At 70.1% G+C, this 22,827-nt stretch carries 18 protein-coding genes, 1 pseudogene and 1 riboswitch; of the genes and pseudogenes, 9 read left to right on the top strand and 10 right to left on the bottom strand.

All coding sequences use genetic code 11. The features are described from left to right. Nucleotides 1-80 precede the first annotated feature (80 nt). The 6 genes and pseudogenes from Aco03nite_RS10365 to Aco03nite_RS10390 form a co-directional block, all read right to left on the bottom strand. Nucleotides 81-962, bottom strand: a pseudogene (locus tag Aco03nite_RS10365) (ABC transporter ATP-binding protein); the annotation flags it as partial. Next, on the bottom strand, nucleotides 959-2,032 hold the full coding sequence (locus tag Aco03nite_RS10370; protein ID WP_203794652.1) for an ABC transporter ATP-binding protein: 1,074 nt from the start codon (nucleotides 2,030-2,032) through the stop codon (nucleotides 959-961). The gene Aco03nite_RS10370 and the pseudogene Aco03nite_RS10365, both read right to left, overlap by 4 nt. 31 nt (nucleotides 2,033-2,063) lie before the next feature. Further along, complete coding sequence (locus tag Aco03nite_RS10375) at nucleotides 2,064-3,053, bottom strand: ABC transporter permease (RefSeq protein WP_203794654.1); 990 nt, start codon at nucleotides 3,051-3,053, stop codon at nucleotides 2,064-2,066. 87 nt (nucleotides 3,054-3,140) lie between these two features. Continuing rightward, the gene (locus Aco03nite_RS10380; RefSeq protein WP_203794656.1) at nucleotides 3,141-4,877 is read right to left on the bottom strand and encodes an ABC transporter substrate-binding protein; all 1,737 of its coding nucleotides are present in this window, start codon (nucleotides 4,875-4,877) and stop codon (nucleotides 3,141-3,143) included. Nucleotides 4,878-4,969: 92 nt separating this feature from the next. Then, nucleotides 4,970-5,992 (bottom strand): ABC transporter permease, encoded by a 1,023-nt coding sequence (locus Aco03nite_RS10385; RefSeq protein WP_203794657.1) that lies wholly within the window; start codon nucleotides 5,990-5,992, stop codon nucleotides 4,970-4,972. 507 nt (nucleotides 5,993-6,499) lie between these two features. Beyond that, nucleotides 6,500-7,411 carry a TIGR03619 family F420-dependent LLM class oxidoreductase gene (locus tag Aco03nite_RS10390; RefSeq protein ID WP_203794659.1) on the bottom strand — a complete coding sequence of 304 codons (912 nt, stop codon included), beginning with the start codon at nucleotides 7,409-7,411 and terminating at the stop codon, nucleotides 6,500-6,502. A 593-nt stretch (nucleotides 7,412-8,004) separates the two neighbouring features. Here Aco03nite_RS10390 and Aco03nite_RS10395 point away from each other — a divergent pair. After that, nucleotides 8,005-8,637 carry a carbohydrate-binding protein gene (locus Aco03nite_RS10395; RefSeq protein ID WP_239145048.1) on the top strand — a complete coding sequence of 211 codons (633 nt, stop codon included), beginning with the start codon at nucleotides 8,005-8,007 and terminating at the stop codon, nucleotides 8,635-8,637. Nucleotides 8,638-8,815: 178 nt separating this feature from the next. Here Aco03nite_RS10395 and Aco03nite_RS10400 read toward each other — a convergent pair whose 3' ends face one another. Beyond that, complete coding sequence (locus Aco03nite_RS10400; RefSeq protein ID WP_203794661.1) at nucleotides 8,816-9,223, bottom strand: Hsp20/alpha crystallin family protein; 408 nt, start codon at nucleotides 9,221-9,223, stop codon at nucleotides 8,816-8,818. A gap of 145 nt (nucleotides 9,224-9,368) precedes the next feature. Here Aco03nite_RS10400 and Aco03nite_RS10405 point away from each other — a divergent pair, with 145 nt between their 5' ends. Both Aco03nite_RS10405 and dinB read left to right on the top strand, forming a co-directional pair. Continuing rightward, complete coding sequence (locus Aco03nite_RS10405) at nucleotides 9,369-9,779, top strand: alpha-L-rhamnosidase C-terminal domain-containing protein (protein WP_275415856.1); 411 nt, start codon at nucleotides 9,369-9,371, stop codon at nucleotides 9,777-9,779. Nucleotides 9,780-9,789: 10 nt separating this feature from the next. Further along, nucleotides 9,790-10,968, top strand: coding sequence for a DNA polymerase IV (dinB, locus tag Aco03nite_RS10410; protein WP_203794665.1), 1,179 nt, complete (start codon nucleotides 9,790-9,792; stop codon nucleotides 10,966-10,968). Between the two features lie 18 nt (nucleotides 10,969-10,986). Here the strand turns inward: dinB and Aco03nite_RS10415 are convergent, their stop codons facing one another. Next, the gene (locus Aco03nite_RS10415) at nucleotides 10,987-11,415 is read right to left on the bottom strand and encodes a hypothetical protein (RefSeq protein ID WP_203794667.1); all 429 of its coding nucleotides are present in this window, start codon (nucleotides 11,413-11,415) and stop codon (nucleotides 10,987-10,989) included. Between the two features lie 423 nt (nucleotides 11,416-11,838). Here Aco03nite_RS10415 and Aco03nite_RS10420 point away from each other — a divergent pair, with 423 nt between their 5' ends. Genes Aco03nite_RS10420 through cobF form a run of 3 tightly spaced genes read left to right on the top strand, consistent with a single transcriptional unit; the run spans nucleotide 11,839 to nucleotide 14,495 of the window. Then, nucleotides 11,839-12,963, top strand: coding sequence for a sensor histidine kinase (locus Aco03nite_RS10420; RefSeq protein WP_203794669.1), 1,125 nt, complete (start codon nucleotides 11,839-11,841; stop codon nucleotides 12,961-12,963). After that, on the top strand, nucleotides 12,960-13,718 hold the full coding sequence (locus Aco03nite_RS10425) for a response regulator transcription factor (RefSeq protein WP_203794670.1): 759 nt from the start codon (nucleotides 12,960-12,962) through the stop codon (nucleotides 13,716-13,718). The genes Aco03nite_RS10420 and Aco03nite_RS10425 overlap by 4 nt, the downstream gene beginning before the upstream one ends. 15 nt (nucleotides 13,719-13,733) lie before the next feature. Beyond that, on the top strand, nucleotides 13,734-14,495 hold the full coding sequence (cobF, locus tag Aco03nite_RS10430) for a precorrin-6A synthase (deacetylating) (protein WP_203794672.1): 762 nt from the start codon (nucleotides 13,734-13,736) through the stop codon (nucleotides 14,493-14,495). On the opposite strand, the gene Aco03nite_RS10435 is transcribed toward cobF, so the two are convergent. Beyond that, nucleotides 14,482-14,994, bottom strand: a complete 513-nt coding sequence (locus Aco03nite_RS10435) for a GNAT family N-acetyltransferase (protein WP_203794674.1) — start codon at nucleotides 14,992-14,994, stop codon at nucleotides 14,482-14,484. The genes cobF and Aco03nite_RS10435 overlap by 14 nt on opposite strands. Then, on the bottom strand, nucleotides 14,991-18,653 hold the full coding sequence (gene cobN / locus Aco03nite_RS10440; RefSeq protein ID WP_203794676.1) for a cobaltochelatase subunit CobN: 3,663 nt from the start codon (nucleotides 18,651-18,653) through the stop codon (nucleotides 14,991-14,993). Before cobN ends, Aco03nite_RS10435 begins: the two co-directional genes overlap by 4 nt. A 33-nt stretch (nucleotides 18,654-18,686) precedes the next feature. Then, a riboswitch (cobalamin riboswitch) is annotated at nucleotides 18,687-18,805 on the bottom strand. A 114-nt stretch (nucleotides 18,806-18,919) separates the two neighbouring features. On the opposite strand from cobN, the gene Aco03nite_RS10445 reads away from it, so the two are divergent. The 3 genes from Aco03nite_RS10445 to Aco03nite_RS10455 are packed head-to-tail and all read left to right on the top strand — an operon-like array spanning nucleotide 18,920 to nucleotide 22,738. Further along, a complete protein-coding gene (locus Aco03nite_RS10445; protein ID WP_239145049.1) occupies nucleotides 18,920-20,413 on the top strand; it encodes a ferredoxin-like domain-containing protein in 1,494 nt (497 codons plus the stop codon). Then, nucleotides 20,413-21,030, top strand: a complete 618-nt coding sequence (locus Aco03nite_RS10450; RefSeq protein WP_239145053.1) for a precorrin-8X methylmutase — start codon at nucleotides 20,413-20,415, stop codon at nucleotides 21,028-21,030. Before Aco03nite_RS10445 ends, Aco03nite_RS10450 begins: the two co-directional genes overlap by 1 nt. A 37-nt stretch (nucleotides 21,031-21,067) precedes the next feature. Continuing rightward, a complete protein-coding gene (locus tag Aco03nite_RS10455) occupies nucleotides 21,068-22,738 on the top strand; it encodes a precorrin-2 C(20)-methyltransferase (protein WP_203794680.1) in 1,671 nt (556 codons plus the stop codon). Nucleotides 22,739-22,827: the final 89 nt, after the last annotated feature.

Here is a 22,827-nt window from a genome sequence, read left to right on the forward strand (position 1 = left end):
GGCGGGGACCTTCTCCAGAACCGATCTCGGACCAGCTCGCCGGTCTCCGGGAAGTCGCCGGAGAGCGGGTCGAGCGGCTAGCGGACGTCGCCCTCCGGCTTGATCCGCTTTGTCCGGCCGATCTTGGTCACGTCCGGCACCGCCGAGAGAAGCGCCTGGGTGTACGGGTGGGAGGGCCTCTCGTAGATCTCCTCGCGGGTGCCGATCTCCACCATCTCGCCCCGGTACATGACCGCGATCCGCTCACAGAAGTGCCGGACCACCGCCAGGTCGTGGGCGATGAAGACGAACGACAGTCCCAGGTCCTTCTGCAGCCGGCGCAGCAGGTTGATGACCTGGGCCTGGATCGACACGTCGAGCGCGGAGACCGGCTCGTCGGCGACGATCAGCTTCGGCTGGAGGGCGAGCGCCCGGGCGATACCGATACGCTGCCGCTGGCCGCCGGAGAACTCGTGCGGGTACCGGTTGTAGTGCTCCGGGTTCAGGCCGACGGTGTCCAGCAGCTCCTGGACCCGCTTCTTCACCCCGCCGGGCGGGGTGATCCCGTTGACCTGCAGCGGCATCGCGACGATCTTGCCGACCGTGTGCCGCGGGTTCAGCGAGGAGTACGGGTCCTGGAAGATGATCTGGATGTCCTGGCGGAGGTTGCGCAGCCTGGTGCCCTTGGCGTGGGTGATGTCCTCGCCCTGGAAGGTGATCTTGCCGGAGGTGGACTCCAGCAGGCGCACCAGCATCCGGCCGGTGGTGGTCTTGCCGCAACCGGACTCGCCGACCAGGCCGAGCGACTCGCCGGGACGAACGTCGAAGCTGACGTTCTCCACCGCGCGGACGAACTGCTTGGTGCCGAAGAAACCGCCCCGGACCGGGTAGTGCTTGGTCAGGCCCTCGACCTTGAGCAGCGGCTCGCTGACCGGCGTGGTCAAGGTGCCCCCGCTCGCCGCGGAGTCTGCGAGATCTGTCATTGGGCCACTCCTGCGTGCGCGATGTCTTCAGCGTAGATGCGCTGGCGGTTCTCGGCGGAGAGGTGACAGGCCAGCATGTGCCCGGCCTCTCCGGCCGACCGAAGCTCGGGCCGCTCGGTGAAGGAGAGGTTCCCGTTGGTTCCGGCGTAGCGGCAGCGCGGGTTGAAGGCGCAACCGGTCGGCAGGTTGATCAGCGAGGGCGGGTTGCCCTTGATCGGCACCAGGTCGGCGCCCGCGTCACCGTGCAGCGACGGGACGCTGGCCAGCAGACCCCAGGTGTACGGGTGCTGCGGCCGCTTCATGATCTGCTCGACCGAGCCGGTCTCCACCGGGCGGCCGCCGTACATCACCAACACGTCGTCGGCGACCTGCGAGATCACACCGAGGTCGTGGGTGATCATGATGATCGCCGAGTGGAACTCCTCCTGGAGGTCCTCCAGCAGTTCCAGGATCTGCGCCTGCACCGTCACGTCGAGCGCGGTGGTCGGCTCGTCGGCGATCAGCAGCGCGGGGTCGTTCACCAGGGCCATCGCGATCATCGCGCGCTGGCGCATACCGCCGGAGAACTCGTGCGGGTACTGGTTGGCGCGGCGCTGCGGCTCCGGGATGCCGACCCGGTCGAGCATGTCGACGGCCCGGGTCATGGCCTCCTTCTTGCTCGCCTTCGGGTGGTGCACCTTGTAGGCCTCGGCGATCTGCACGCCGACCTTGTAGTACGGGTGCAGCGCGGACAGCGGATCCTGGAAGATCATCGCGACGTCCTTGCCGCGGAGGCGCTGGATCTGCTCCTCCTTCATCCCGACGATGTTGGTGCCACCGATCGAGATCTCGCCGCTGATCTTGGTCCGGGCGGGATTGTGCAGGCCGAGGATCGACATGCTGGTCACGCTCTTGCCGGAACCGGACTCACCGACGATGCCGAGGGTCTGCCCGCGGCGCACCGAGAAGGTCACGCCGTCCACCGCGCGAACCAGGCCGTCCTCGGTCGGGAACTGCACCTTGAGGTCGCGTACCTGCAGGTAGGCATCCGGGTCGACGGTGACTTCGGCAGGGCTGGTCGAGGTCGTCATTTCGCTCTTTTCCACGTCAGCTCTGTGCGGCTCAGCCGAGTCGGACGCGGGGGTCGATCACCGCGTAGAGCATGTCGACGATGATGTTCATGGTGACGATGAAGAACGCCGCCAACAGGACGGTGGCCATGACGATCGGAAGGTTCAGATCGGTGACCGCCTGTGCGGCCTCACGGCCGATGCCGTTGAGGCTGAACACGCTTTCGGTGATGACCACGCCGCCGAGGTAGGCACCGAGGTCGACACCCGCGATCGTGACGATCGGGGTGATCGCGGCACGCAGCGCGTGGCGCCGGTTGACCACGCCGGGGGACAGGCCCTTGGCCCGCGCCGTACGGACGAAGTCCTCCTGGAGCGTCTCGATCATCTGGGCTCGCGACAACCGGGCGTACATCGCCGAGTTGATCAGACCGAGAGTGATCCAGGGCAGGAGCATGCCGGACGCCCAGTCCAGGGGATTCTCGGTGATCGGCGTGTAGTGCGGGTTGGGCAGGAGCCCGGTGGAATAGACGAGCACCAGGAGCAGGACACCACCGAGGGTGTAGGTCTGTGTGGAGGCGAAGCCGACCGAGGCGCCGATCGCGACGCGGTCGAAGACCGTGCCCTTCTTCAGCGCGGCCAGCATGCCCAGGCCGACACCCACGGTCAGGAAGATGACCATGGCGCCACCGACGATGCTCACCGTGATCGGGAGCGACCGGGTGATGGTGTCGGTGACCGGCTCCTTGCTGCGGAAGGAGTAGCCGAGGCAGGGGGCTTCGCACTCGCGGATGGTCCCGGCGTCGTCGATCGTACGGCCGACGAAGATGCCCTGGACGAAGTCTGTGTACTGCTTGGTGATCGGCTGATCGAGACCGAGGCTCTGCTCGACCTGGGCGATCCGCTCGGGGGAGCAGTTCCGCCCGCACATCACCCACGCGGGACTGGACGGCACCGCGAAGAACAACAGGAAGGTGACGATCGAGATGGCCACAAGCGTGGTCGACGCCAGGAGCAGGCGCTTGATCAGGAAGCGGAACACGGTTCTCTACATTCCTCTTGACTGGCCACGGCCGGTGGGATGACCGCGGGTTACGCGATCACCCCACCGGCGTGGTTGGAGAGACTGTTACGGCTTGACGAACATGGTGTTGAGGGTCAGGTGACCGTACGAGTCGCTCAGGAACGTCCCGCCGACCTTCGACCCGGTGATCTCGTAGTTGCCGATGTAGTACTGCGGGATCAGCGGCGCGAAGTCAGTCATGATCTTCTTGTCCAGCTTGGCCCACTCGGCAGCCGACTCAGTGGCCTTGAGGCCCTTGATCCGGTCGATCTCCTTGTTGACCTCGTCGTTGTTGAAGTACGCGAGGTTCTGGTTGCCCTTGTCGCGGATGGTGCGACCGTCGAGCAGAGCCGGGATGACGGTCGAGGCGGACGGCCAGTCGGCACCCCAGCCACCACGGATCAGGTCGTACTGGTTGCCCTTGGTGCCCACGCTGTCGTAGTAGGTCGCGGGGTCGAGCGGGGTCAGGACCAGCTCGATACCGGCCTTGGCGTAGACCTCCTTGGTCTTCGCCGCCATCTGCTGCCGCACCGGGACGTTCGGGAACGCGTAGGTCAGCTTGATGGTCTTGCCACCGAGCAGCTCCTTCGCCTTCTCGGCGTTGCCGGTCGGGCCACCGTCGTAGGCGTTGAAGTTCTCGTAGCCCGCGATGGTCGGGGAGATGATGGTCGAACCGAACTGGTCGGTACCACCGCGCACCTTGATGATCGCGTCACGGTCGACGGCGTAGTTGAGCGCCTGGCGCACCTTCAGGTCGGTGACCCGGTCGGTGTTGATCCAGGTGTACTCGACGTACTGCGACGGGCCGGCCTTGACCCGCTCCTTGACCTCCGGAGTGTTGGTCTTGGAGAGCACGGCGGCCGGGACGTTCGCCCACATGAAGGCGGTCTGGTCGTCGGCGGCGTTCGCGACGATCCGGTTCGCGGAGGCCTCGGCGTCGATACCGAACTCGACCCGGATGCCGTCCGGGTACGCGTTGCGGATCGGGTCCGTGTTGGCGTCCCAGTTGGGGTTGCGAACGAAGTCGATGTACTGGTCGTACGCGTGTTCCTTGATCATGTACGGACCAGAGGAAACCGGCTTACGGTCGTAGTCGCCCTTGGTGTCCTTCGCCTGCGGGACCGGCGCCGTGGTCGGCATCGCGACCGCGTACGGGGTCTCACACTGGGGCTGCGGGAACGTGAAGGTGATCACGTTTCCGTCGGCCTTGAGACCGGGTACCTCAGCACCGGCGCTCTGGAACGGGCCCTTGTAGGTGGTGTTGTACTCGACCGCACCGGTCAGCCACTGCTGGATGTAGGTCGGGCCGACGCCCCACTCGGGGTCGAACGAGCGCGAGACGCCGTAGACGACGTCGGCGCCGGTGATCGGCGTGCCGTCCTCGAACTTCAGGCCGTCCTTCAGGGTGTACTTCCACACCTTGCAGTCGCCGTTGACGTCCTCGCCCGCGTTGGTGGCGAGGTCGCCGACCAGCTTCAGGGCGCCGGTGCCGTCCTCCTTGTACCCGGTCAGGGTACGGGCGAACTGGGTCGCCATGGAGAGCGCGTCCGAGACGTAGATCTTCTGGGGGTCGAGGTGCTCGAACTCCGCCGCGTGGAGGAGCTTGACGGTGCCACCCTTGGTGGCACCCTCGACGGCCTTGGCCGGGCCCTGCGAGTCCGCGGGGTCGGTGGCGATACTGCCGGTCTGCACCACGCTCTGCTGGTTGCCGCCTGCCGGGTCGTTCGTGGTCTCCGAACAACCGCTGGCAACAAGGGCAACCGTCAGAACGCCGATGGGCAGCGCTCCGAACTTCCGTCGCACTAGGTTCTCCTTCTCTCAACCGATTCGTGCCTGGGCCACCCGACCCGCCGCGGCACGAGCGGAAATTTCACTGGTGTTTCAGTTCCGGCCGGTCACTTCGACGACTTGGGGTCAAGCGCGTCCCGAAGCGAGTCGCCCAGCAGGTTGAACGCGAGCACCGCGATGAACACGGTCGTCGCGGGGATCAGGAAGTACGCCCAGTCCGGGGTGCCGAGCCACTGCCGGCCGTAGTAGACCAGCCGGCCGAGGTCGGGCGTGGGCTCGACGACACCGATGTTCAGGAACGACAGGGCGGCCTCGGCGGCGATGAAGCCGGGCAGAGCCAGAGAGAAGGAGACCAGGATCGGCGCCCAGATGTTCGGCAGGAGCTGCTTGAACAGGATGTGCCCGCTGCCGGCGCCGGCGGCACGGGCCGCCTCCACGTACTCACGCTCGCGCAGCGACAGGATCTGACCGCGGACCAGACGGGCCGTCGTCATCCAGCCGAACAGTGCGAACACCCCGATGATGACCGCGATCCGGAACGAGCCGGGGACCTCTTCGCCCACGTCGTACGAGGCGGTGTTGATGATCGGGATGATCGCCAGCGCGAAGACCAGGAACGGGAACGCCAGCATGAAGTCGGTGAACCAGGTGAGGGTCTGGTCGACCCAGCCACCGAAGTAACCAGAGACGATGCCGAGGATGACACCGAGCACGATCGAGATCGTCGCGGACAGGAACGCGATGATCAGCGAGGTACGCATGCCGAAGATCAGCTGCATGAACAGGTCACGGCCGATGCCGGCCTCCAGGCCGAGCCAGTGCTCGCCGCTGATGCCGCCCAGGTAGCCGGTGGGCAGTCCCTGGTAGGTGAGCTTCTCACTGAAGCCCTCGGTCGCGGTGATGCCGTACAGCCGGGAGATCACCGGCGCGAGAACCGCGAGGAGGATGAAGAAGACGACAGTGATGAAGCTGGCGAACGCGGTCCGGTCCCGCTTGAGGCGGATCCACGCGAGCTGGCCCGGGGAACGACCGACGAAAGCCTTCGCCGCCGTTTCGGGCTGGACAACCGCTACCGCCGTGTCCTCGGTGCTTGGTGAGCGGGAGTCGGCGGCGGCCGGGGTGTTGCTCATGATGCGGTGTCTCCTCGTAGCGGACTTGGACGCGGGTCGAACCCTTGCCTCGTATGGGTGACGAGGATGATCCGGCCGGGGATGTTACCTCGCGGCATCTCCACCACCCTTTCCCCGTATCCCACCGAGAGACGTATGTGAGCGGTATTCGCCTGCCGCGCTTGGAAAATGTAGTCGACAACCATTGGCCGAGAAATGTGTTGACGCATCGATCCGGTAACGGAACGGGTTCACTCCCATAAGGCCTAGGTCATACCGTCGGCCCACGCGCGAGGTGATAAGACCACATTTTAGGGATAAATCCCTGCAATGTTTCGGCGAACCATCACCCTTGTCTCGAATGTCTGCTTCACCGCTCTTGTGCCTGCCCTCCGTAGCGGAGAGTCACGCTTTCCATCCGGCCCGAACGCATCAAGATCGTTTCTCGAATGTTTCGGATTTCCGGCGATCATAGGCGTTTGTTGATGAATGTTTAGCTCTGGGGGTATCCGTCTTTATCGACGCCCATTACCCACCGGGCGGCGGGACCGGCGCCAGACGGGCCAGAACCTCCGTGCCGAGCGCGACCGCGGTCTCCGGATCGGCGTCCGGGCCACCGATCCGCGGATCGAAGTTGGGCTCGTAGAACAGCTCGGTGGCCCCGGCCTCGGCATATCGCTCCGCACCCGACCGAATCTGATCCCAGTCGCCGGAGAGCGGCAGTGCCTCGTCGCGCCGGCCGGGCCGCACCACACCCCGTACAACGATACGCACCGCGGCCGGGTCACGCCCGGCGGCCTCCGCCGCGGCCCGCACGATCCGGGCCCCGCGCTCGATCTCCGGCAGGCTGGTCCGGCTGCTCGTCACCCAGCCCGCGGCGAGCCGCCCGGCCCGGCGCAGCGCCGGATCGGCGAGCCCGCCGAGCAGCACCGGGGGCCCACCCGGCCGCACCGGCGCCATCCGGCTCGGCGGCACCCGGTAGAACCGCCCCTCGAACTCCGCCTCCGCGTCGCTGAACAGGGCCCGGAGCACCGCCAGGTACTCCTCGGTGCGCGGCCCGCGCGGGTTCGGGTCCGAGCCGGTGGCCAGGAACTCCGGCTCCGACCAGCCGGTGCCCAGGCCCAGGTCGAAGCGGCCGCCGGAGAGCAGGTCCAGGGTCGAGGCCTGCTTGGCCAGGTAGGCCGGCGACACGTACGGCAGGTTGATCACCGAGACGCCGAGACGGATCCGGGAGGTGCCGGCCGCCGCCCAGGTCAGCGCGACGATCGGGTCCAGGACGCTGCGGTACACCGGCGCGAGGTCCTGATCCCGGCCGGCCAGCAGCCGCTGGAACGCCCAGAGCCCGTGGTAGCCGTACTCCTCGGCCTGCCTGGCGACGCCGGCGAGTGTCTCCGGCCGCGCCCAGGCACCGGCGACCGGCAATCCGAAACTGATCAGCACTCTCGCAACCTAGCGCGCGACAACGCTTCGACCACCGGAAGAGCTTTATGACCGTTTTATGCATGAAAAGCGGCAAAAACACCATCGGGGGTAGATGGGGCACCGATGATCGGCGAGAAGTCGCAGGCCAGGGCAGGTCCGCGACGCACCTCGCGCTGGGTCGACTCCGCCGGGACCGGACCGCGGTGGTGCGCCTGGGCGTCGTCGCCTTCGTCCTGATCGCTGGCCCTGATCGCGGCCGGGGCGGCGCTGCTGACTGCACCGGCCGGCCAGGACCCGGTCGACAACTTCGGCCATCCGATCATCGGGCTCACCGCCGAGCACTGGTTCGGCGTCGAGCCGCGCGACTCGGCCGTGACCCTCTTCACCCGCTGGGTCCACGGCTCCCGACCGTCACTCATCGTAGCGATATCAACTACTCGACTGTCCACAGTGATCGGCGTGACCGTCGGGCTCGTCGCCGGCTTCACCGGCGGCTGGATCCACCGGGTTCTCTCCTGGACCTTCCGATTGCGCCCGGGCATCCGCTACGCGGACGGGAGCAAGATCAATGCCGCTCTCCACGAGCGGCCCCTGCCATTACCCTTGATCGGGTGGACCAGCCATCCCCCAGCGTCTATCGCACCAAGTCCTGGAAGACCCGGCAGCGGACGCTCGTCATGCTCGGAGTCCTCGTCCTCGTCCTGATCGGCTACCTGATCGGGCGCTGGCAGGACGAACCGGATCCGGTCGCGGCGGCGACACCCGCGCCCTCCGCGCCGGTCTCCCCCTCCGCGTCGCCGTCACCGTCGGAGTCGGTGTCACCGTCACCGTCGCTCTCCCCCACCGAGTACGCCGTGCTCCAAGCCGAGTCGGCCTCCGAACTGGCCGGCATCGACAAGCAGGACACCAGCGACGAGGGCGGCGGGCAGAACGTCGGGTGGATCAACCGGGACGACCATCTGCGGTTCGACAACTTCGACTTCGGGGCGGTGCCGGCCACCAAGGTGGCGATCCGGGTGGCGTCCGGGGCCGGGACCACCGGGCGGCTCCAGGTGCGGCTGGACAGCCGGGACAGTGATCCGGTCGGGGAACTGTCGATCAGCAACACCGGGGACTGGCAGGCCTGGCGCACCGACACCGCCGTGCTGACCCCGGTGACCGGGGTGCACACCGTCTTCATCACGTTCAGCTCGGACGAGGACGCCGAGTTCGTCAGCCTGAACTGGCTGAAGTTCCAGCACTGAGCTGTTTCAACCTGGCTGCTTCGACCCCGGCCACTTTTGGCCTTGGCCGCTATGGCGGCCCTGGCCGCTTCTGGCCTTGGCCACCCTGGCCACTTTTGGCCTTGGCCACCCTGGCCACTTTTGGCCTTGGCCGCCATGGCGGCCCTGGCCGTTTCTGGCCTTGGCCACCCTGGCCGCTTTAGCTGGCCGCGGCTCCGGCGCTCACCTCGATGCGGCGGGGCTTGCGCTCCAGGATCGGGATGCTCAAGGTGAGCACTCCGTTGTCGTAGCGGGCCTCCAGCCGGTCGGTGTCCAGCTTCTCGGAGAGCCGGATCTGCCGGGCGAAAGCACCCATCGGCCGCTCGGCGATCACCAGGTGGCGGGTCTCGCTCTCCGGGCGGCGGCGCTCGGCCCGCACCGTCAGCACCTTGCCGTCGACGGTGATGTCGATCGAGGCCGGGTCGACGCCGGGCAGGTCGATGTCGATGTAGAAGGTCTCGTCCTCCCGGTACGCGTCCAGGCGGGCGCCGCTGTCCCGGGACGAGGTGTCGAAGACCCGGGCAGTGAGGCGTTCGAGGTCGCGGACGCTGGGGCTGGTGAGCAACATGGGTAGCTCCTCGGTTCTCTCTGGTTGAGCGTGGGTGACTCAACTCTTGAGAACCGGGATTCCCGGTTCGGGATTCCCTGCCCCGCTGTGACCGTCGCCGCGTTTCGTCAGCGCGTTTCCGTCAGCCTTCCTCATCTTTTACGAACTGCCGCTCCGGGACGGCGAACCGTCGTGGACGGTGATGCTCGACCGGGGCGCCACCACGGTCTGGGAGCACTGGAACGGGGTGGACGCCGACGGCCGGCCACGGGACTCGCTCAACCATTACTCGAAAGGGGCGGTGATCGGGTTCCTGCACCGTTACACCGCGGGGATCCGGATCGGGACGCCCGGTTACCGCACGTTTCGGATCGCGCCGGTGCCTGGTGGGGGCATCAGCCGGGCCGAGGGGTGGCACGAAAGCCCGTACGGCCGGATCGGGTCTGTCTGGAGGATCTCGGACGGGCGCCTGGATCTCAGGGTGCAGGTGCCGGCGGGGACGTCGGCCGAGGTCGTGTTGCCCACGTCGGTGCAGGTGGTGGGCCCGGGGGTGCATCGCTTCGAACATGCGTACTAATATAGCTCGCATGATTCTCCATGCCGACCTCGACTCGTTCTACGCGTCGGTCGAGCAGCGCGACGACCCCGCGCTGCGCGGCCGGCCGGTGCTGGTCGGTGGTGGAGTGGTGCTGGCCGCGTCCTACGAGGCGAAGGCGTTCGGGGTGCGGACACCGATGGCGCTCGGCCGGGCCCGGGCGCTCTGCCCGCACGCCGTCGTGGTGCCACCGCGGATGGGCGCCTACTCGGCGGCCAGCAAGGCGGTCTTCGAGGTGTTCCACGACACCACGCCGCTGGTCGAGCCGATCTCCATCGACGAGGCGTTCCTCGACGTCGACGGCCTGCGGCGGATCCGAGGCGACGCCGAGACGATCGCCCGGCGGTTGCGCGCCGACGTGCGGTCCCGGACCGGGCTGCCGATCACGGTCGGGGTGGCGCCGACAAAATTCCTGGCCAAGGTGGCCAGCGGGGCCGGCAAACCGGACGGGTTGCTGGTCGTCCCACCCGGCGGTGAGCTGGCGTTCCTGCATCCGCTGCCGGTGGAAAAACTGTGGGGCGTCGGGCCGGTCACCGCCGCCAAGCTGCGGGACCGACAGATTCACACGGTCGGGCACGTGGCCCGCGTCGGTGAGGCCGCGCTCGTCGCCATGCTCGGCGGCGGCGCCGGGCGGCATCTGCACGCACTCGCGCACAACCGTGACCCACGCCGGGTCGAGACCGGGCGGCGGCGCGGGTCGATCGGGGCGCAGTGCGCGCTCGGCCGGTCCGATGCTCGGGGGCCGGCCGAGGTGGAGGCCGTTCTCGGGGCGCTCGTCGACCGGGTCACCGGGCGGATGCGGCGGGCGCACCGGTCCGGGCGGACGATCACGTTGCGCCTGCGGTTCGGCGACTTCCAGCGGGTCACCCGGTCCCGCAGCCTGATCAAGGCGACGACGGGGACCGGGGTGGTGCTGCGGACCGCCGTCGACCTGCTGCGGGAGGCCTGGCCGATGATCACGGTGCGCGGACTGACCCTGGTCGGGGTGGCGGTCAGCAACCTGGACGGGGAGGGGGCGGTCCAGCTGGAGCTGCCGTTCGAGGAGCCACGCGCGGACGGGTTGGACGCGGCGGTCGATCGGGTGCGTGACCGGTTCGGATCAGCTGCGCTGCGCCGGGCGGCGATGGTGGGGCGGGAGCTGCACCCGTCCGTTCCCCTGCTGTCCGACTGAACCCGGGCGGCGGGAGTGCTATCTGGTGGACGGCTGCTTTTCGGTGGGGCGCTTTCGGCTGGTGAGCAGCCAGGCCACGGCTCCGCAGGCGGCGCCGGCCAGCAAACCGGTCAGCAGGCTGGAGATCGACATGGTCGTGCGCAGCAGCAGTTCTTCGACGGGGGCGGAGAAGCGGCCGGCCAGGGTTCCGGACAGCCTCGCCGCGCCGTCCCACAGCAGGTTGTGGATCACGGCCAGGCAGATGCCGTAGACGAGGCCGGCCTTCAGCGGCAGGCGGAACGAATCGGCTCCGGCGCGGACCGCGATCAAGATCCAGACGATCAGCGGTACGAAGACCAGCGCCGCGTTGAGGCCGGTCTCCGGTTCGATCAGTTCGAGGTCGTGCAGGACGGCTCGCGGGGCAGCCAGCAGGCCGAGAGCGACCGGCAGCCAGAACGTCGTCTTCATGGAACCGACGGTAGGAATCCGGCCGGCGTCACGGATCCGGCCGGTGGCGTCAGCAGGTGTCGCTTTACGGCGTACCCGGACCCGGAGATTCCTGCCTAGGCTTTCGATGATGCTCGCCGGCGCGAGGCGGGGAGCCGTGGGTGACGCTTCCCGACGCGAGGCGGGGAAGCGTGGGTGACGCTTCCCGACGCGAGGCGGGGAAGCGTGGGTGACGCTTCCCGGCGCGAGGCATGAAGCTGTGAGCAGTACACCTCGGCGCAGGGCGGGGAACCAATGACGGCACGAGTGGGGAACCGAAGACGGCACGAGTGGGGAACCGAAAGCGGCACAGGCGGGGGAACCGAAAGCAGCACGAATGGGGACCGAAGGCGGCGTAAGGCGGGAACCGAAAGCGTCGCGAGGCGGGAACCGGAGGTGGTGAGTATGCGGGGCGCGGTTTCTCGCCGGGCGGGGTCGGCGTGGGGTGGGCGGCAGCGGCTGGTGGACGTCGCGGTCGCGGGTGGGGTCGCCGGCGTGCTGGCGCTGATCGCCTCGGCTGAGCTGGACGGGAACGAACCGGGCGGGAACAGCGGCGGGTGGGCGTATCTCGCGGCCGTCGCGCTCGGTGGGCTGATGCTGGGGCGCCGCCGGTGGGCGCGGACCACTGTGGGGCTGACCGTTTTCGGACTCTTCGCCTGGTACGCGGCCGGCTTCCCGCCGATCGGTGTGGCGGTGCCGGTGGCGGCCGCCCTCTACTCGGCGGCCGAGGCCGGGCACCGCCGGAGCGCCTGCTCGTGGGCGTTCGTGGCGCTCGGTGTGTCGGTCGGGTTCCGGCTCCGGGAGGGGCAGGACTTCGGGTACGTGGTGCTCTACGACGGAACCGCGCACCTGGCGTTGATGGGCGCCGCGATCGCCCTCGGTGAGCTGGTCCGGGCCCGGCGCCGGATCGCGGCCCTGACCGAACGGCAGATCGACTGGGAGGCCGAACGGCGTGTGCACGAACATCAGCGGGAACTCTCCCGCGAGCTGCACGATTCGATCGGGCACGCGCTGACCGTCGCCGCGATCCAGGCCAACGTGGCCCGGCAGGAGTCCACCCGGGATCCGGACGCCACGGCTGCCGCGCTCGACCATGTGGGCCGGGCACTGTCCGAGGCGCTCGACGAGTTGCGCGGGACGGTACGGAACCTGCGAGCCGTCCCGGCGCCGTCGGCCGAGGACGTGGCGGAGCTGCTGGAGACGGCCCGGGCCGCCGGGTTCGAGGTCCACGCCGATCTGGAGCAGGTCCGGGATCCGGCTCCGGCACACCGGCTGATCCGGGAGGCGGTGACGAACGCGCTACGGCACTCGACCGGCCGCCGGATCGACGTGCAGGTCCGCGAAACCGGCGATGAGCTGCTGATCCGGATCCGGGACGACGGTGATCCGGCGGCCCCGAACCCAGGCGGGACCGGACTGGCCGGGATGCGTGAACGGGTACTCGCGCTGGGCGGCCGGTTCGACGCCGGACCGGTGGAGAGTGGCTGGCTGGTCAGCGCGGCCATCCCGACGGTCCGGGAGGGGCTGTGACGACGATCCGGGTGGTGCTCGCCGACGACCAGTCACTGGTCCGCGCCGGGATCACCGCGCTCCTGACCGGCGCCAACGAAAGCAGGAGCAACGACGCGAACGAAGGCAAGAGCAACGGCGCGAACGAAGGCGAAAACAACGGCGCGAACAGAAGCGAGGATAGAAGCCGCATCGAGGTAGCCGGGGAAGCCTCCGACGGGGTGTCCGCCGCCGCGCTGGTCCGCCGGATCCGGCCGGACGTCGTGCTGATGGACATCCGGATGCCCGGTGGTGACGGGATCACCGCCACCCGGGCGATCCGCGCCGACCCCGAGTGCCGGGATGTGGCGATCCTGATGCTCACCACGTTCGACACCGACGACGAGGTGCTGGCGGCGATGCGGGCCGGCGCCGACGGATACCTGCTCAAGGACACCGCGCCGGAACCGTTGCGGGCCGCCGTCCGGTCCGCCGCCCGGGGCGAGCCGGTCCTCTCCCCCGGCGTGGCCCGGCAGGTGATGGGGCATGCGGCGGCGGTGCCACAGCCGGTCGCCGATCCCCGGCTGGGCCGGCTCACCGCCCGCGAACTCGAGGTCCTGGCCGCCCTCGCCGACGGCGACGACAACACGGCCGTCGCCAGGGCGCTGTCGCTGAGCCCGGACACCGTCCGGACGTACGTCCACCGGATCCTCGGCAAACTGGAAGCCGCGAGCCGGGCGCAGCTGGTGGCCATCGCCCACCGGTCCGGCCTCGCCGCGGCCCACCGCCGGCGGTAAGGCAGACTTCAGCCCGTGCGGAAGATTTCAGTGATCGGCATCGGCGCGGGCGACCCGGACCACCTGACCCTGCAGGCGGCCAAAGCGATCGGGCGGACCGATGTGTTCTTCCTGCTCGACAAGGGCGAGACCAAGGCCAGCCTGATCGACCTGCGGGAACGGATCATCCGCGCCTATTCGAAGCCGAGCAAGCGCATCGTCGAGGGGCGCGACCCCGACCGGGACCGCAACCCGGCCGACTACACCGGCACCGTCGCCGACTGGCGGCACCGGCGGTCCCTGGTGCTGGAAGAGCTGATCACCGAGTATCTGAAGGACGATCAGAACGGTTCGATCCTGGTCTGGGGAGATCCTTCGCTGTACGACTCGACCATCGCGATCCTGGAGGAGATCCTGGAGCGCGGGGCGATCGAGTTCGAGTTCGACGTGATCCCCGGCATCAGCAGTGTCTCCGCGCTCGCCGCCAAGCACCGGATCGGGCTGAACCGGGTCGGCCAGCCGATCCAGATCACCACCGGGCGGCGGCTCGCCGAGGGCTGGCCGGACGGGGTCGACGACGTGGTCGTGATGCTGGACGCGCAGCAGGCGTTCACCAGACACCCGGAGGCGCAGATCTACTGGGGCGCCTACGTCAGCACCGAGGACGAGCTGCTGGCCGCCGGGACCGTCGCCGAGGTCGGCGACGAGATCGTGACGACGCGGACCGAAGCCCGCGAGCGCCACGGCTGGATCATGGACACTTACCTGCTGCGCCGCCCGCCGGCTACAGATCGTTGAACGGGCTCGCGTAACCGAAGACGCCTCGCTGCGCCGGGTCGTAACCGGTCAGGGTCCGGACCTGGAAGTACGGGGCCCACTCGGCGACCGGCGGTTCGATGCCGTACCCGGCGGCGAGGCGGAACCCGAACCGTGCGTAGTAGCCCGGGTCACCCAGCAGCACCACCATCGGCTCGCTCAGGGCGTCGGCCGCGCCGAGCACCGCGTGCATCAGCGCCGAACCCACACCACGCCGCTGGTGGCCCGGGCCCACGCTGAGCGGGCCCAGGCCGAGGGCGGCCGCCTGTCCGACGTGGCCGCGGGAGCAGACGACGTGACCGACCACGTCCTCGCCGTCGACCGCCACCAGGGACAACGCCGGAAGCCAGCCCTCGTCGGCCCGCAACCGGTCCACCAGCGGCGCCTCGACGGGCGCCGGGGAGTCCGGGCGGGTGAAGGCGGCTGCCGTCACCGCCCGGATCGCGTCGATGTCGGCGGCCGTCTCACGTCGGATGATCATCGGGCCGGACCGTCCTCCAGGTCGCCTTCGGTCTCCAGGTAGAGCTGCTGCAGGGCGGCAAGCGTCTCCGGCTCGGGCGCCTCCCACAGCTTACGGTCGGCGGCCTCCAGCAGGCGCTCGGAGATGCCGTGCAGGGCCCACGGGTTGGACTGGCGCATGAACTTCTGGTTGTCCGGGTCGAGCACGTAACTGGCGGCGAGCTGCTCGTACATCCAGTCGGTGACGACACCGGCGGTCGCGTCGTACCCGAAGAGGTAGTCGACCGTCGCGGCCAGCTCGAAAGCGCCCTTGTAACCGTGCCTGCGCATGGCCGCGATCCAGCGCGGGTTCACCACCCGGGCCCGGAAGATCCGCGCGGTCTCCTCGGTCAGGCTGCGGGTCCGCGCCTGGTCCGGGTTGGTGTTGTCGCCGATGTACGCCGCCGGAGCCTTGCCGCTCAGCGCCCGCACCGTGGCGATCATGCCGCCGTGGTACTGGAAGTAGTCGTCGGAGTCGACGATGTCGTGCTCGCGGGTGTCGATGTTCTTCGCGGCCACGTCGATCCGCCGGTACGCGTTCTCCATGTCCGCCCGGGCCGGCACCCCGTCGAGCCCGCGCCCGTAGGCGAAGCCACCCCACACGGCGTAGACCTCGGCCAGGTCGGCGTCGTCACGCCAGTTCCGGCTATCGATCAAAGGCAGGATGCCTGCGCCGTACGCGCCGGGCCGGGAACCGAAGATCCGGGTGGTGGCGCGGCGCCAGTCGCCGTGCTCGCCCTGATCGCGCAGGGCGTGCTCACGCACGTAGTTGTCCGGCTCGTCCAGCTCGGCGACCAGCTTGAACGCGTCGTCGAGCATCGCCACCACGTGCGGGAACGCGTCCCGGAAGAAGCCGGAGATGCGGACCGTGACGTCGACACGCGGGCGGCCCAGTTCCTCGGCGGTGATCGGCTCCAGCCCGGTGACCCGCCGCGACGCCGGATCCCAGATCGGTCGCACACCGATCAGGGCCAGGATCTCGGCGATGTCGTCACCGGCGGTGCGCATCGCGCTGGTGCCCCAGGCGGAGAGACCGACCGAGCGGGGCCAGTCGCCGTAGTCGGTCCGGTACCTGGTCAGCAGCGACTCGGCCATCGCCTGCCCGGTCTCCCAGGCCAGCTGGCTCGGGATCGCCTTGGGGTCGACGGAGTAGAAGTTGCGCCCGGTCGGCAGCACGTTGATCAGCCCACGCAGCGGCGACCCACTGGGCCCGGCCGGCACATAGCCACCACCGAGAGCGTGCAACACGTGCGTCAGCTCGTCGGTGGTCTTCGCCAGCCGCGGCACGACCTCGCCGGCGGCGAACTCCAGCACCCGCACAATTTCCGACAAGTCGAAAATTTCGGAAATGTGCGCGGGGTTGGGGGTGGGTGCGGCGGCCGGCGCGGCCGACGCCGGGTTGGAGGTAGGCGTGGCGGCCGACGCGGGGGTGGCGACCGCGGCGAGGGCTGTGGATACCAGGGACTGCGGCACGGTTGTCGGCCAGTCGGCCTCCTCCATGGCGGTCACCAGGGCTCGGGCCTGCGCCTCCACCGCGTCGGTCGCGGCGGTCGAAGCGTCCTCGGGCAGGCCCAGGGCCTCGCGGAGGCCGGGCAGCGCGGCCACCTTGCCGGCCCACATCTGGCGGGCCCGCAGCATCGCCAGGACCAGGTTGATCCGGGGCTCGCCGGACGGCGCCTCGCCGAGGATGTGCAGGCCGTCGCGGATCTGGACGTCCTTCACCTCGCACAGCCAGCCGTCGATGTGCATGATGAAGTCGTCGAACTCCTCGTCGTCCGGCCGGTTGGCCTGACCGAGGTCGTGGTCCATCTTGGCGGCCTGGATCAGCGTCCAGATCTGGGCGCGGACGGCCGGCAGTTTCGCCGGGTCGAGGGCGGCGATGTTGGCGTGCTCGTCGAGCAGCTGCTCCAGGCGGGCGATGTCGCCGTACGACTCGGCGCGGGCCATCGGCGGGATCAGGTGGTCGACCAGGGTGGCGTGCGCCCGGCGCTTGGCCTGGGTGCCCTCGCCCGGGTCGTTGACCAGGAACGGGTAGATCAGCGGCAGGTCGCCGAGGGCCGCGTCGGTGCCGTCCGAGGCGGACATCCCGACATTCTTCCCCGGCAGCCACTCCAGGTTGCCGTGTTTACCGACGTGCACCACCGCGTGCGCACCGAAGTCGTCGGCCAGCCAACGGTAGGCGGCCAGGTAGTGGTGGCTCGGCGGCAGGTCCGGGTCGTGGTAGATGGCCACCGGGTTGGCGCCGAAACCCCGCGGCGGCTGCACCATCACGACGATGTTCTCGTCGCGGAGCGCGGCCAGCACGATGTCGCCGTCATCGGTGTACAGCTCGCCGGGCGGCGGGCCCCAATGCTGCTGGACGCTCGCCCGGAAATCCTCCGGCAGGGTCGCGAACCACGCCGCGTAACGATCGCCGGGGATCCGCACCGGGTTCGCCGCGAGCTGCTCCTCGGTCAGCCAGTCCGGATCCTGCCCACCGGCCGCGATCAGGGTGTGGATCAGGCCATCACCGTCGTACGCCCCGAAGTCTCCGATCCGATAACCCGCCGCCGCGAGGGCGGCGAGCAGCGCGACGGTCGAGGCCGGGGTGTCCAGGCCCACCGCGTTGCCGATCCGCGAATGCTTCGTCGGGTAGGCCGACAGCATCAGCGCGACCTTGCGCTCGGCCGGTGGCACGTGCCGCAACCGGGCGTGCGCAACCGCGATCCCGGCGACCCGGGACGCCCGCTCGGGGTCGGCGACGTAGACCGACAGCCCGTCCTCGTCGATCTCCTTGAACGAGAACGGCACCGTGATGATCCGGCCGTCGAACTCCGGGATCGCCACCTGCGTCGCCGCGTCCAGCGGGGTCAGGCCGTCGTCGCTGGCCTCCCAGGCGGCCCGCGAACTGGTCAGGCAGAGCCCCTGCAGGATCGGCACGTCGAGGTCGGCGAGGACCCCCACGTCCCACGCCTCGTCGTCGCCGCCCGCACCGACCGCCGCCGGCTTGGTGCCACCGGCGGCCAGCACCGTCACCACCAGCGCGTCCGCCTTGCGCAGCTCGGCCAGCAGCTCGGGCGGCGCGGTCCGCAGCGACGCCGTGTAGATCGGCAGCGCCCGCGCGCCCTTGGCCTCGATCGCCTGGCTGAGCGCCTCGACGAACGCGGTGTTGCCGGCCATGTGGTGGGCCCGGTAGTAGAGCACCGCCACGGTCGCCGGGCCGGTGTCGGCCGCCGCCTCGCGGGGCAGCGGGCCCCACTCCGGCGCGGCGACCGCGGGCGCGAACCCGTTGCCGGTCAGCAGCACCGTGTCGGAGAGGAAGTCGTGCAGCGACGTCAGATTCTCCGGGCCGCCCTGGGCCAGGTAGACGTGTGCCTCGGCGGCCACCCCGGCGGGCACCGTGGAGAGTTTCATCAACTCGGCGTCGGGGGCCTGCTCGCCGCCGAGCACCACCACCGGGACCGTGCCCGCGAGCAGCGCGTCGAGGCCCTCCTCCCAGGCGCGGCGGCCGCCGAGGATGCGCACCACCACCAGCTCGACCCCGTCGAGCAGGGCCGGGAGGTCGGCGACGCCGGTGCGGGCCGGGTTGGCCAGGCGCCACGGCGAACCGCTGGCCCGGGCGCTGAGCAGATCGGTGTCGGACGTCGACAGCAGCAGGAACACGCGCGCACTCCCCCTCGGGGTCCGCGCCCCGGGTAGAACGGAAAGACGGCGACCGGAGTTCCTGGCTCCCAGAGAAAACCCTGGTGACAGTGGCGGGACCGCGCCGGACTCGCACCGGCTTCCTCCGCGGCGTCGCCGCCCTTGAGCCCCTTGAGCTTCCCGAACCCCGGTGTCCCACGTCAAGGCGGATCCGGCGCTGTGACGCTCCCGACCCGCGGCCCACCGAAGGTGAATTCGTGTCGGAGGGCGGCCGTAGTATCCCGGCCATGGCTCCCCGTCGAACCTCCGAGACCGACGCCTGCCCCGGCGCTCTGCGGCTGCATGCCGCGGCCGACGGCATGCTCGCCCGGGTGCGGCTGCCCGGCGGGATGCTGTCCGGGGCGCAGCTGCGTGCGCTGCGGGAGCTGGCCGAGGAGTTCGGTGACGGCGCGCTGGAGTTGACCTCGCGCGCCAACCTGCAGCTCAGAGGCCTGGACCCGAGCGATGCGAGCGCGCTGGCGGACAGGTTGCGGTCGGCGGGTCTGCTGCCCTCGGCAACCCACGATGCGGTCCGGAACATCGCGGCCCCGCCCCTCGCCGGCCGGTCGCTGCGCAGGCTCGTGGAGCAGCTCGACCGGGCGATCCTCGACGATCCGGCGCTGCCCGCGCTGCCGGGGAAATTCCTGTTCGCGATCGGGCACGTGCCACTCGCCTCGGACGTCGCCGCGGTCCCCGATCCACCCGGCCGGTCGTTCACGATCCGGTTCGCCGGCCACGACACGGGAGTCCGTGTGGGGTCCGCTCACGTGGTTCCGGTGTTGGTCGCGGCCGCGCACGCGTTCCTGTCCGAACGGGACGCGCAACGTGGTGACGGGGGTTCGGCCTGGCGGCTGCGGGAGCTGACCGACGGTCCGGCCCGGGTGTCGGCCCGGGTCGTGGCGGCCCTCGGGTTGACCACGGTGCCGGTCGAGGTGGCGGTTCCGGTCGATGCCGCGGAGCCGGGTGACCTGATCGGGGTCGTCCCGCAGGAGGACGGGCGGGTCGCGGTCGCGACTCTGGTTCCGCTCGGGCGCTTGACCGGCGTACCGCAACGGGTCTTGGAAGAAGCGGACCACCTGGCCGTGACGCCCTGGCGTGGGATCGTCGTCACCGATCTTCCGCCGGAGGCGGCTCGGCCGTGGGCGGATCGCATGGCCGCCGCCGGGCTCGCGGTGACCGCCGGGTCGCCCTGGTCCGGGGTGACCGCGTGCGCCGGGCAGCCGGGGTGTGCGAAATCGCTGGCCGACGTGCGGGCCGACGCGGCCGGTGCGGCCCGGTTCGTCGACGGTCTGCCGGTGCACTGGGCGGGGTGTGGGCGGGCCTGCGGCAGCCCGGCCGGGCCACACGTGCTGGCCGAGGCCACCGCCACCGGTTACCGGATCACCCGCCGCCCGACGGCGAGCACCCCGCTCGGCGGCCTCCCACCGGCAAGCGCCCCTCCTGACGGCCTCTCACTGGCAAGCGCCCCTCCCGATGGCCTCTCACTGGGGAGCACGCATCCTGGCCGCTTTCCACAAGCGGGCGGCCCTCGCCCACCGGTGAGCACACCTCCCGGCGGCCTCCCACCGGCGAGCGACCATCTCGCACTGGCGAGTGGCGCTCCCGGCGGCGGAGCGGGTGGGCAAAGCGGACTGGTCGGGCCATCGACTGCGGCGGCGGAATCGCTGAGGATCGGCGGAGCCGAACCGGTCACGGCGCGGGACTTGGCAGACGTGGTGGCTGGGGCGAGGAGACCTGAGTGATGGATTACGTGCGCGACGGTGCGGAGATCTACCGGCGTTCGTTCGCCACCATCCGGGCGGAGGCGGACCTGTCGGGGCTGCCGGAGGACGTGTCGCGGGTGGTGGTCCGGATGATCCACGCCTGCGGGATGGTGGATCTGGTAGAAGATGTCCGGTTCAGTCCGGGAGTGGTCACCGCCGCCCGGAAAGCGCTGCTCGCCGGCGCCCCGATCCTGTGCGACGCCGAGATGGTGGCGTCCGGGGTGACCCGGACCCGGCTGCCGGCCGCCAACGACGTGGTCTGCACACTGCGGGATCCGGCGGTGCCGGCGCTGGCGGCCGAGATCGGCAACACCCGGAGCGCGGCCGCCCTCGACCTGTGGGGCGATCGGCTCGACGGTGCCGTGGTGGCGATCGGCAACGCGCCCACCGCCCTGTTCCGGCTGCTGGAGATGATCGGGGCGGGTGCGCCCCGGCCGGCCGCGGTGATCGGTGTCCCGGTCGGGTTCATCGGTGCGGCCGAGTCCAAGGAGGCGCTGGCCGAGTCCGGGCTGGAGTTCCTGATCGTGCGGGGCCGCCGGGGTGGCAGCGCGATCACCGCGGCCGCGATCAACGCCCTCGCGTCCGAAGCGGAATGAAACCCGGAACCGAAGTAGCGAAGCAGAGCGGAACAGCATGACGGAAACACAGAAGACCGGTCGTCTGTACGGGGTGGGGCTGGGGCCCGGCGACCCGGAACTGGTGACGGTCAAGGCCGCACGGCTGATCGGCTCAGCAGACGTGATCGCCTACCACGCGGCACGGCACGGGCGCAGCAACGCCCGGGCGATCGCGGCCGGCTACCTCCGCGACGGGCAGATCGAGGAGGCCCTGATCTACCCGGTGACCACCGGGACCACCGATCATCCGGGTGGGTACCAGGGCGCGATCGACGAGTTCTACGAGGAGTCGGCGGCCCGGCTCGCGGCCCACCTGGACGCCGGGCGGGACGTGGTGGTGCTGGCCGAGGGCGATCCGTTCTTCTACGGGTCGTACATGCACATGCACAAGCGCCTGGCCGGGCGATACGAAGCGACTGTCGTTCCCGGGGTCACCTCGGTGAGCGCCGCCTCCGCCGTGCTCGGGCGGCCGTTGATGGAGCGCGACGAGGTTCTCACCGTGCTGCCCGGCACCCTCGCGCCGGAGGACCTGGCCGCCCGTCTGGCCGGCACCGACTCGGCCGCCGTGATGAAACTGGGCCGGACCTTCACCGGGGTCCGGGACGCTCTGGAACAGGCCGGTCGTCTCGACGACGCGTGGTACGTGGAGCGGGCCACCACCGGGCAGGAACGGTCACTGCCGTTGCGGGAGGTCGATCCGGCCACCGTGCCGTACTTCTCGCTGGCCCTGCTGCCGAGCCCGGCCGCGTCCGCGTTCGCCGACGCCCGGGCCGTTTCCGGCACCCCCGCGGGCGTCGGATCCGCCGCACGTGTGGCCCGGGCCGCGGTGAGCGACTTCGACGGGGCAGTCGCACCGGGTGAAGCGGACGGCGGGATGGTCAGCCTGGAGGACGCCAACGTCGCGGCGCTGAGCGGCTTCGGCGGTGGGCGGGGCCTCGCCGGTGGGGTGACAGTCGTCGGGCTCGGGCCGGGCGCCCGGCACTGGCTGACACCGGAGGCGCAGGAGGCGCTGGCCGCCGCCGACGACCTGGTGGGGTACGGGCCCTATGTGGACCGAGTTCCGCCGAACCCGCGGCAGCAGCGCCACCCGTCGGACAACCGGGTCGAGGCGGAACGGGCGGCGTTCGCCCTGGACCTGGCGAAACGCGGTCGCCGGGTGGCTGTCGTCTCCTCCGGTGACCCGGGGGTCTTCGCGATGGCGGCCGCCGTCCTGGAGGTCGCCGAGGACCCGCAGTGGCGGGACGTTCCGATCCGGATCATCCCCGGGCTGACCGCGGCGCAGGCGGTGGCGAGCCGGGCCGGGGCGCCGCTGGGCCACGACTTCTGCATCCTGTCCCTGTCCGACCGGCTCAAGCCGTGGTCGGTCATCGAGTCCCGCCTGGAGGCCGCCGCGTCGGCCGACCTGGTGATCGCCGTCTACAACCCGGCGTCGAAGACCCGCCGTGAACAGCTAGTCCGCGCCCTGGACCTGCTGCGCGCGCACCGCGGTCCGGCCACCCCGGTGGTGGTCGGGCGGGACGTCGGAGGCCCCACCGAGACGGTACGCATCACCACCCTGGCCGCACTCGACCCGGCCACTGTCGACATGCGCTGCCTGCTGATCATCGGTTCGTCCCAGACCCGGGCGGTGACCCGGGGCGACGGCACCACAGCCGTCTTCACCCCACGCCACTACCCCGCAGCCTGAACCTCCCACGCGCCGCGACGTCCCGGCGATCCGGAACGTCGCGGTGGTGTGGGACGTCCCGGTGGTCTGAGGCCTCGCGGTGGTCTGAG

It is taken from the genome of Actinoplanes couchii (assembly GCF_016862075.1).
Lineage (GTDB): Bacteria > Actinomycetota > Actinomycetes > Mycobacteriales > Micromonosporaceae > Actinoplanes > Actinoplanes couchii.

Coding starts and splice junctions, on each gene's coding strand:
- Aco03nite_RS10370 (WP_203794652.1), bottom strand. CDS start 2,032: ATGACGACCTCGACCAGCCCTGCCGAAGTCACCGTCGACCCGGATGCC.
- Aco03nite_RS10385 (WP_203794657.1), bottom strand. CDS start 5,992: ATGAGCAACACCCCGGCCGCCGCCGACTCCCGCTCACCAAGCACCGAG.
- Aco03nite_RS10400 (WP_203794661.1), bottom strand. CDS start 9,223: ATGTTGCTCACCAGCCCCAGCGTCCGCGACCTCGAACGCCTCACTGCC.
- dinB (WP_203794665.1), top strand. CDS start 9,790: ATGATTCTCCATGCCGACCTCGACTCGTTCTACGCGTCGGTCGAGCAG.
- Aco03nite_RS10415 (WP_203794667.1), bottom strand. CDS start 11,415: ATGAAGACGACGTTCTGGCTGCCGGTCGCTCTCGGCCTGCTGGCTGCC.
- Aco03nite_RS10420 (WP_203794669.1), top strand. CDS start 11,839: ATGCGGGGCGCGGTTTCTCGCCGGGCGGGGTCGGCGTGGGGTGGGCGG.
- Aco03nite_RS10435 (WP_203794674.1), bottom strand. CDS start 14,994: ATGATCATCCGACGTGAGACGGCCGCCGACATCGACGCGATCCGGGCG.
- Aco03nite_RS10445 (WP_239145049.1), top strand. CDS start 18,920: ATGGCTCCCCGTCGAACCTCCGAGACCGACGCCTGCCCCGGCGCTCTG.
- Aco03nite_RS10450 (WP_239145053.1), top strand. CDS start 20,413: ATGGATTACGTGCGCGACGGTGCGGAGATCTACCGGCGTTCGTTCGCC.
- Aco03nite_RS10455 (WP_203794680.1), top strand. CDS start 21,068: ATGACGGAAACACAGAAGACCGGTCGTCTGTACGGGGTGGGGCTGGGG.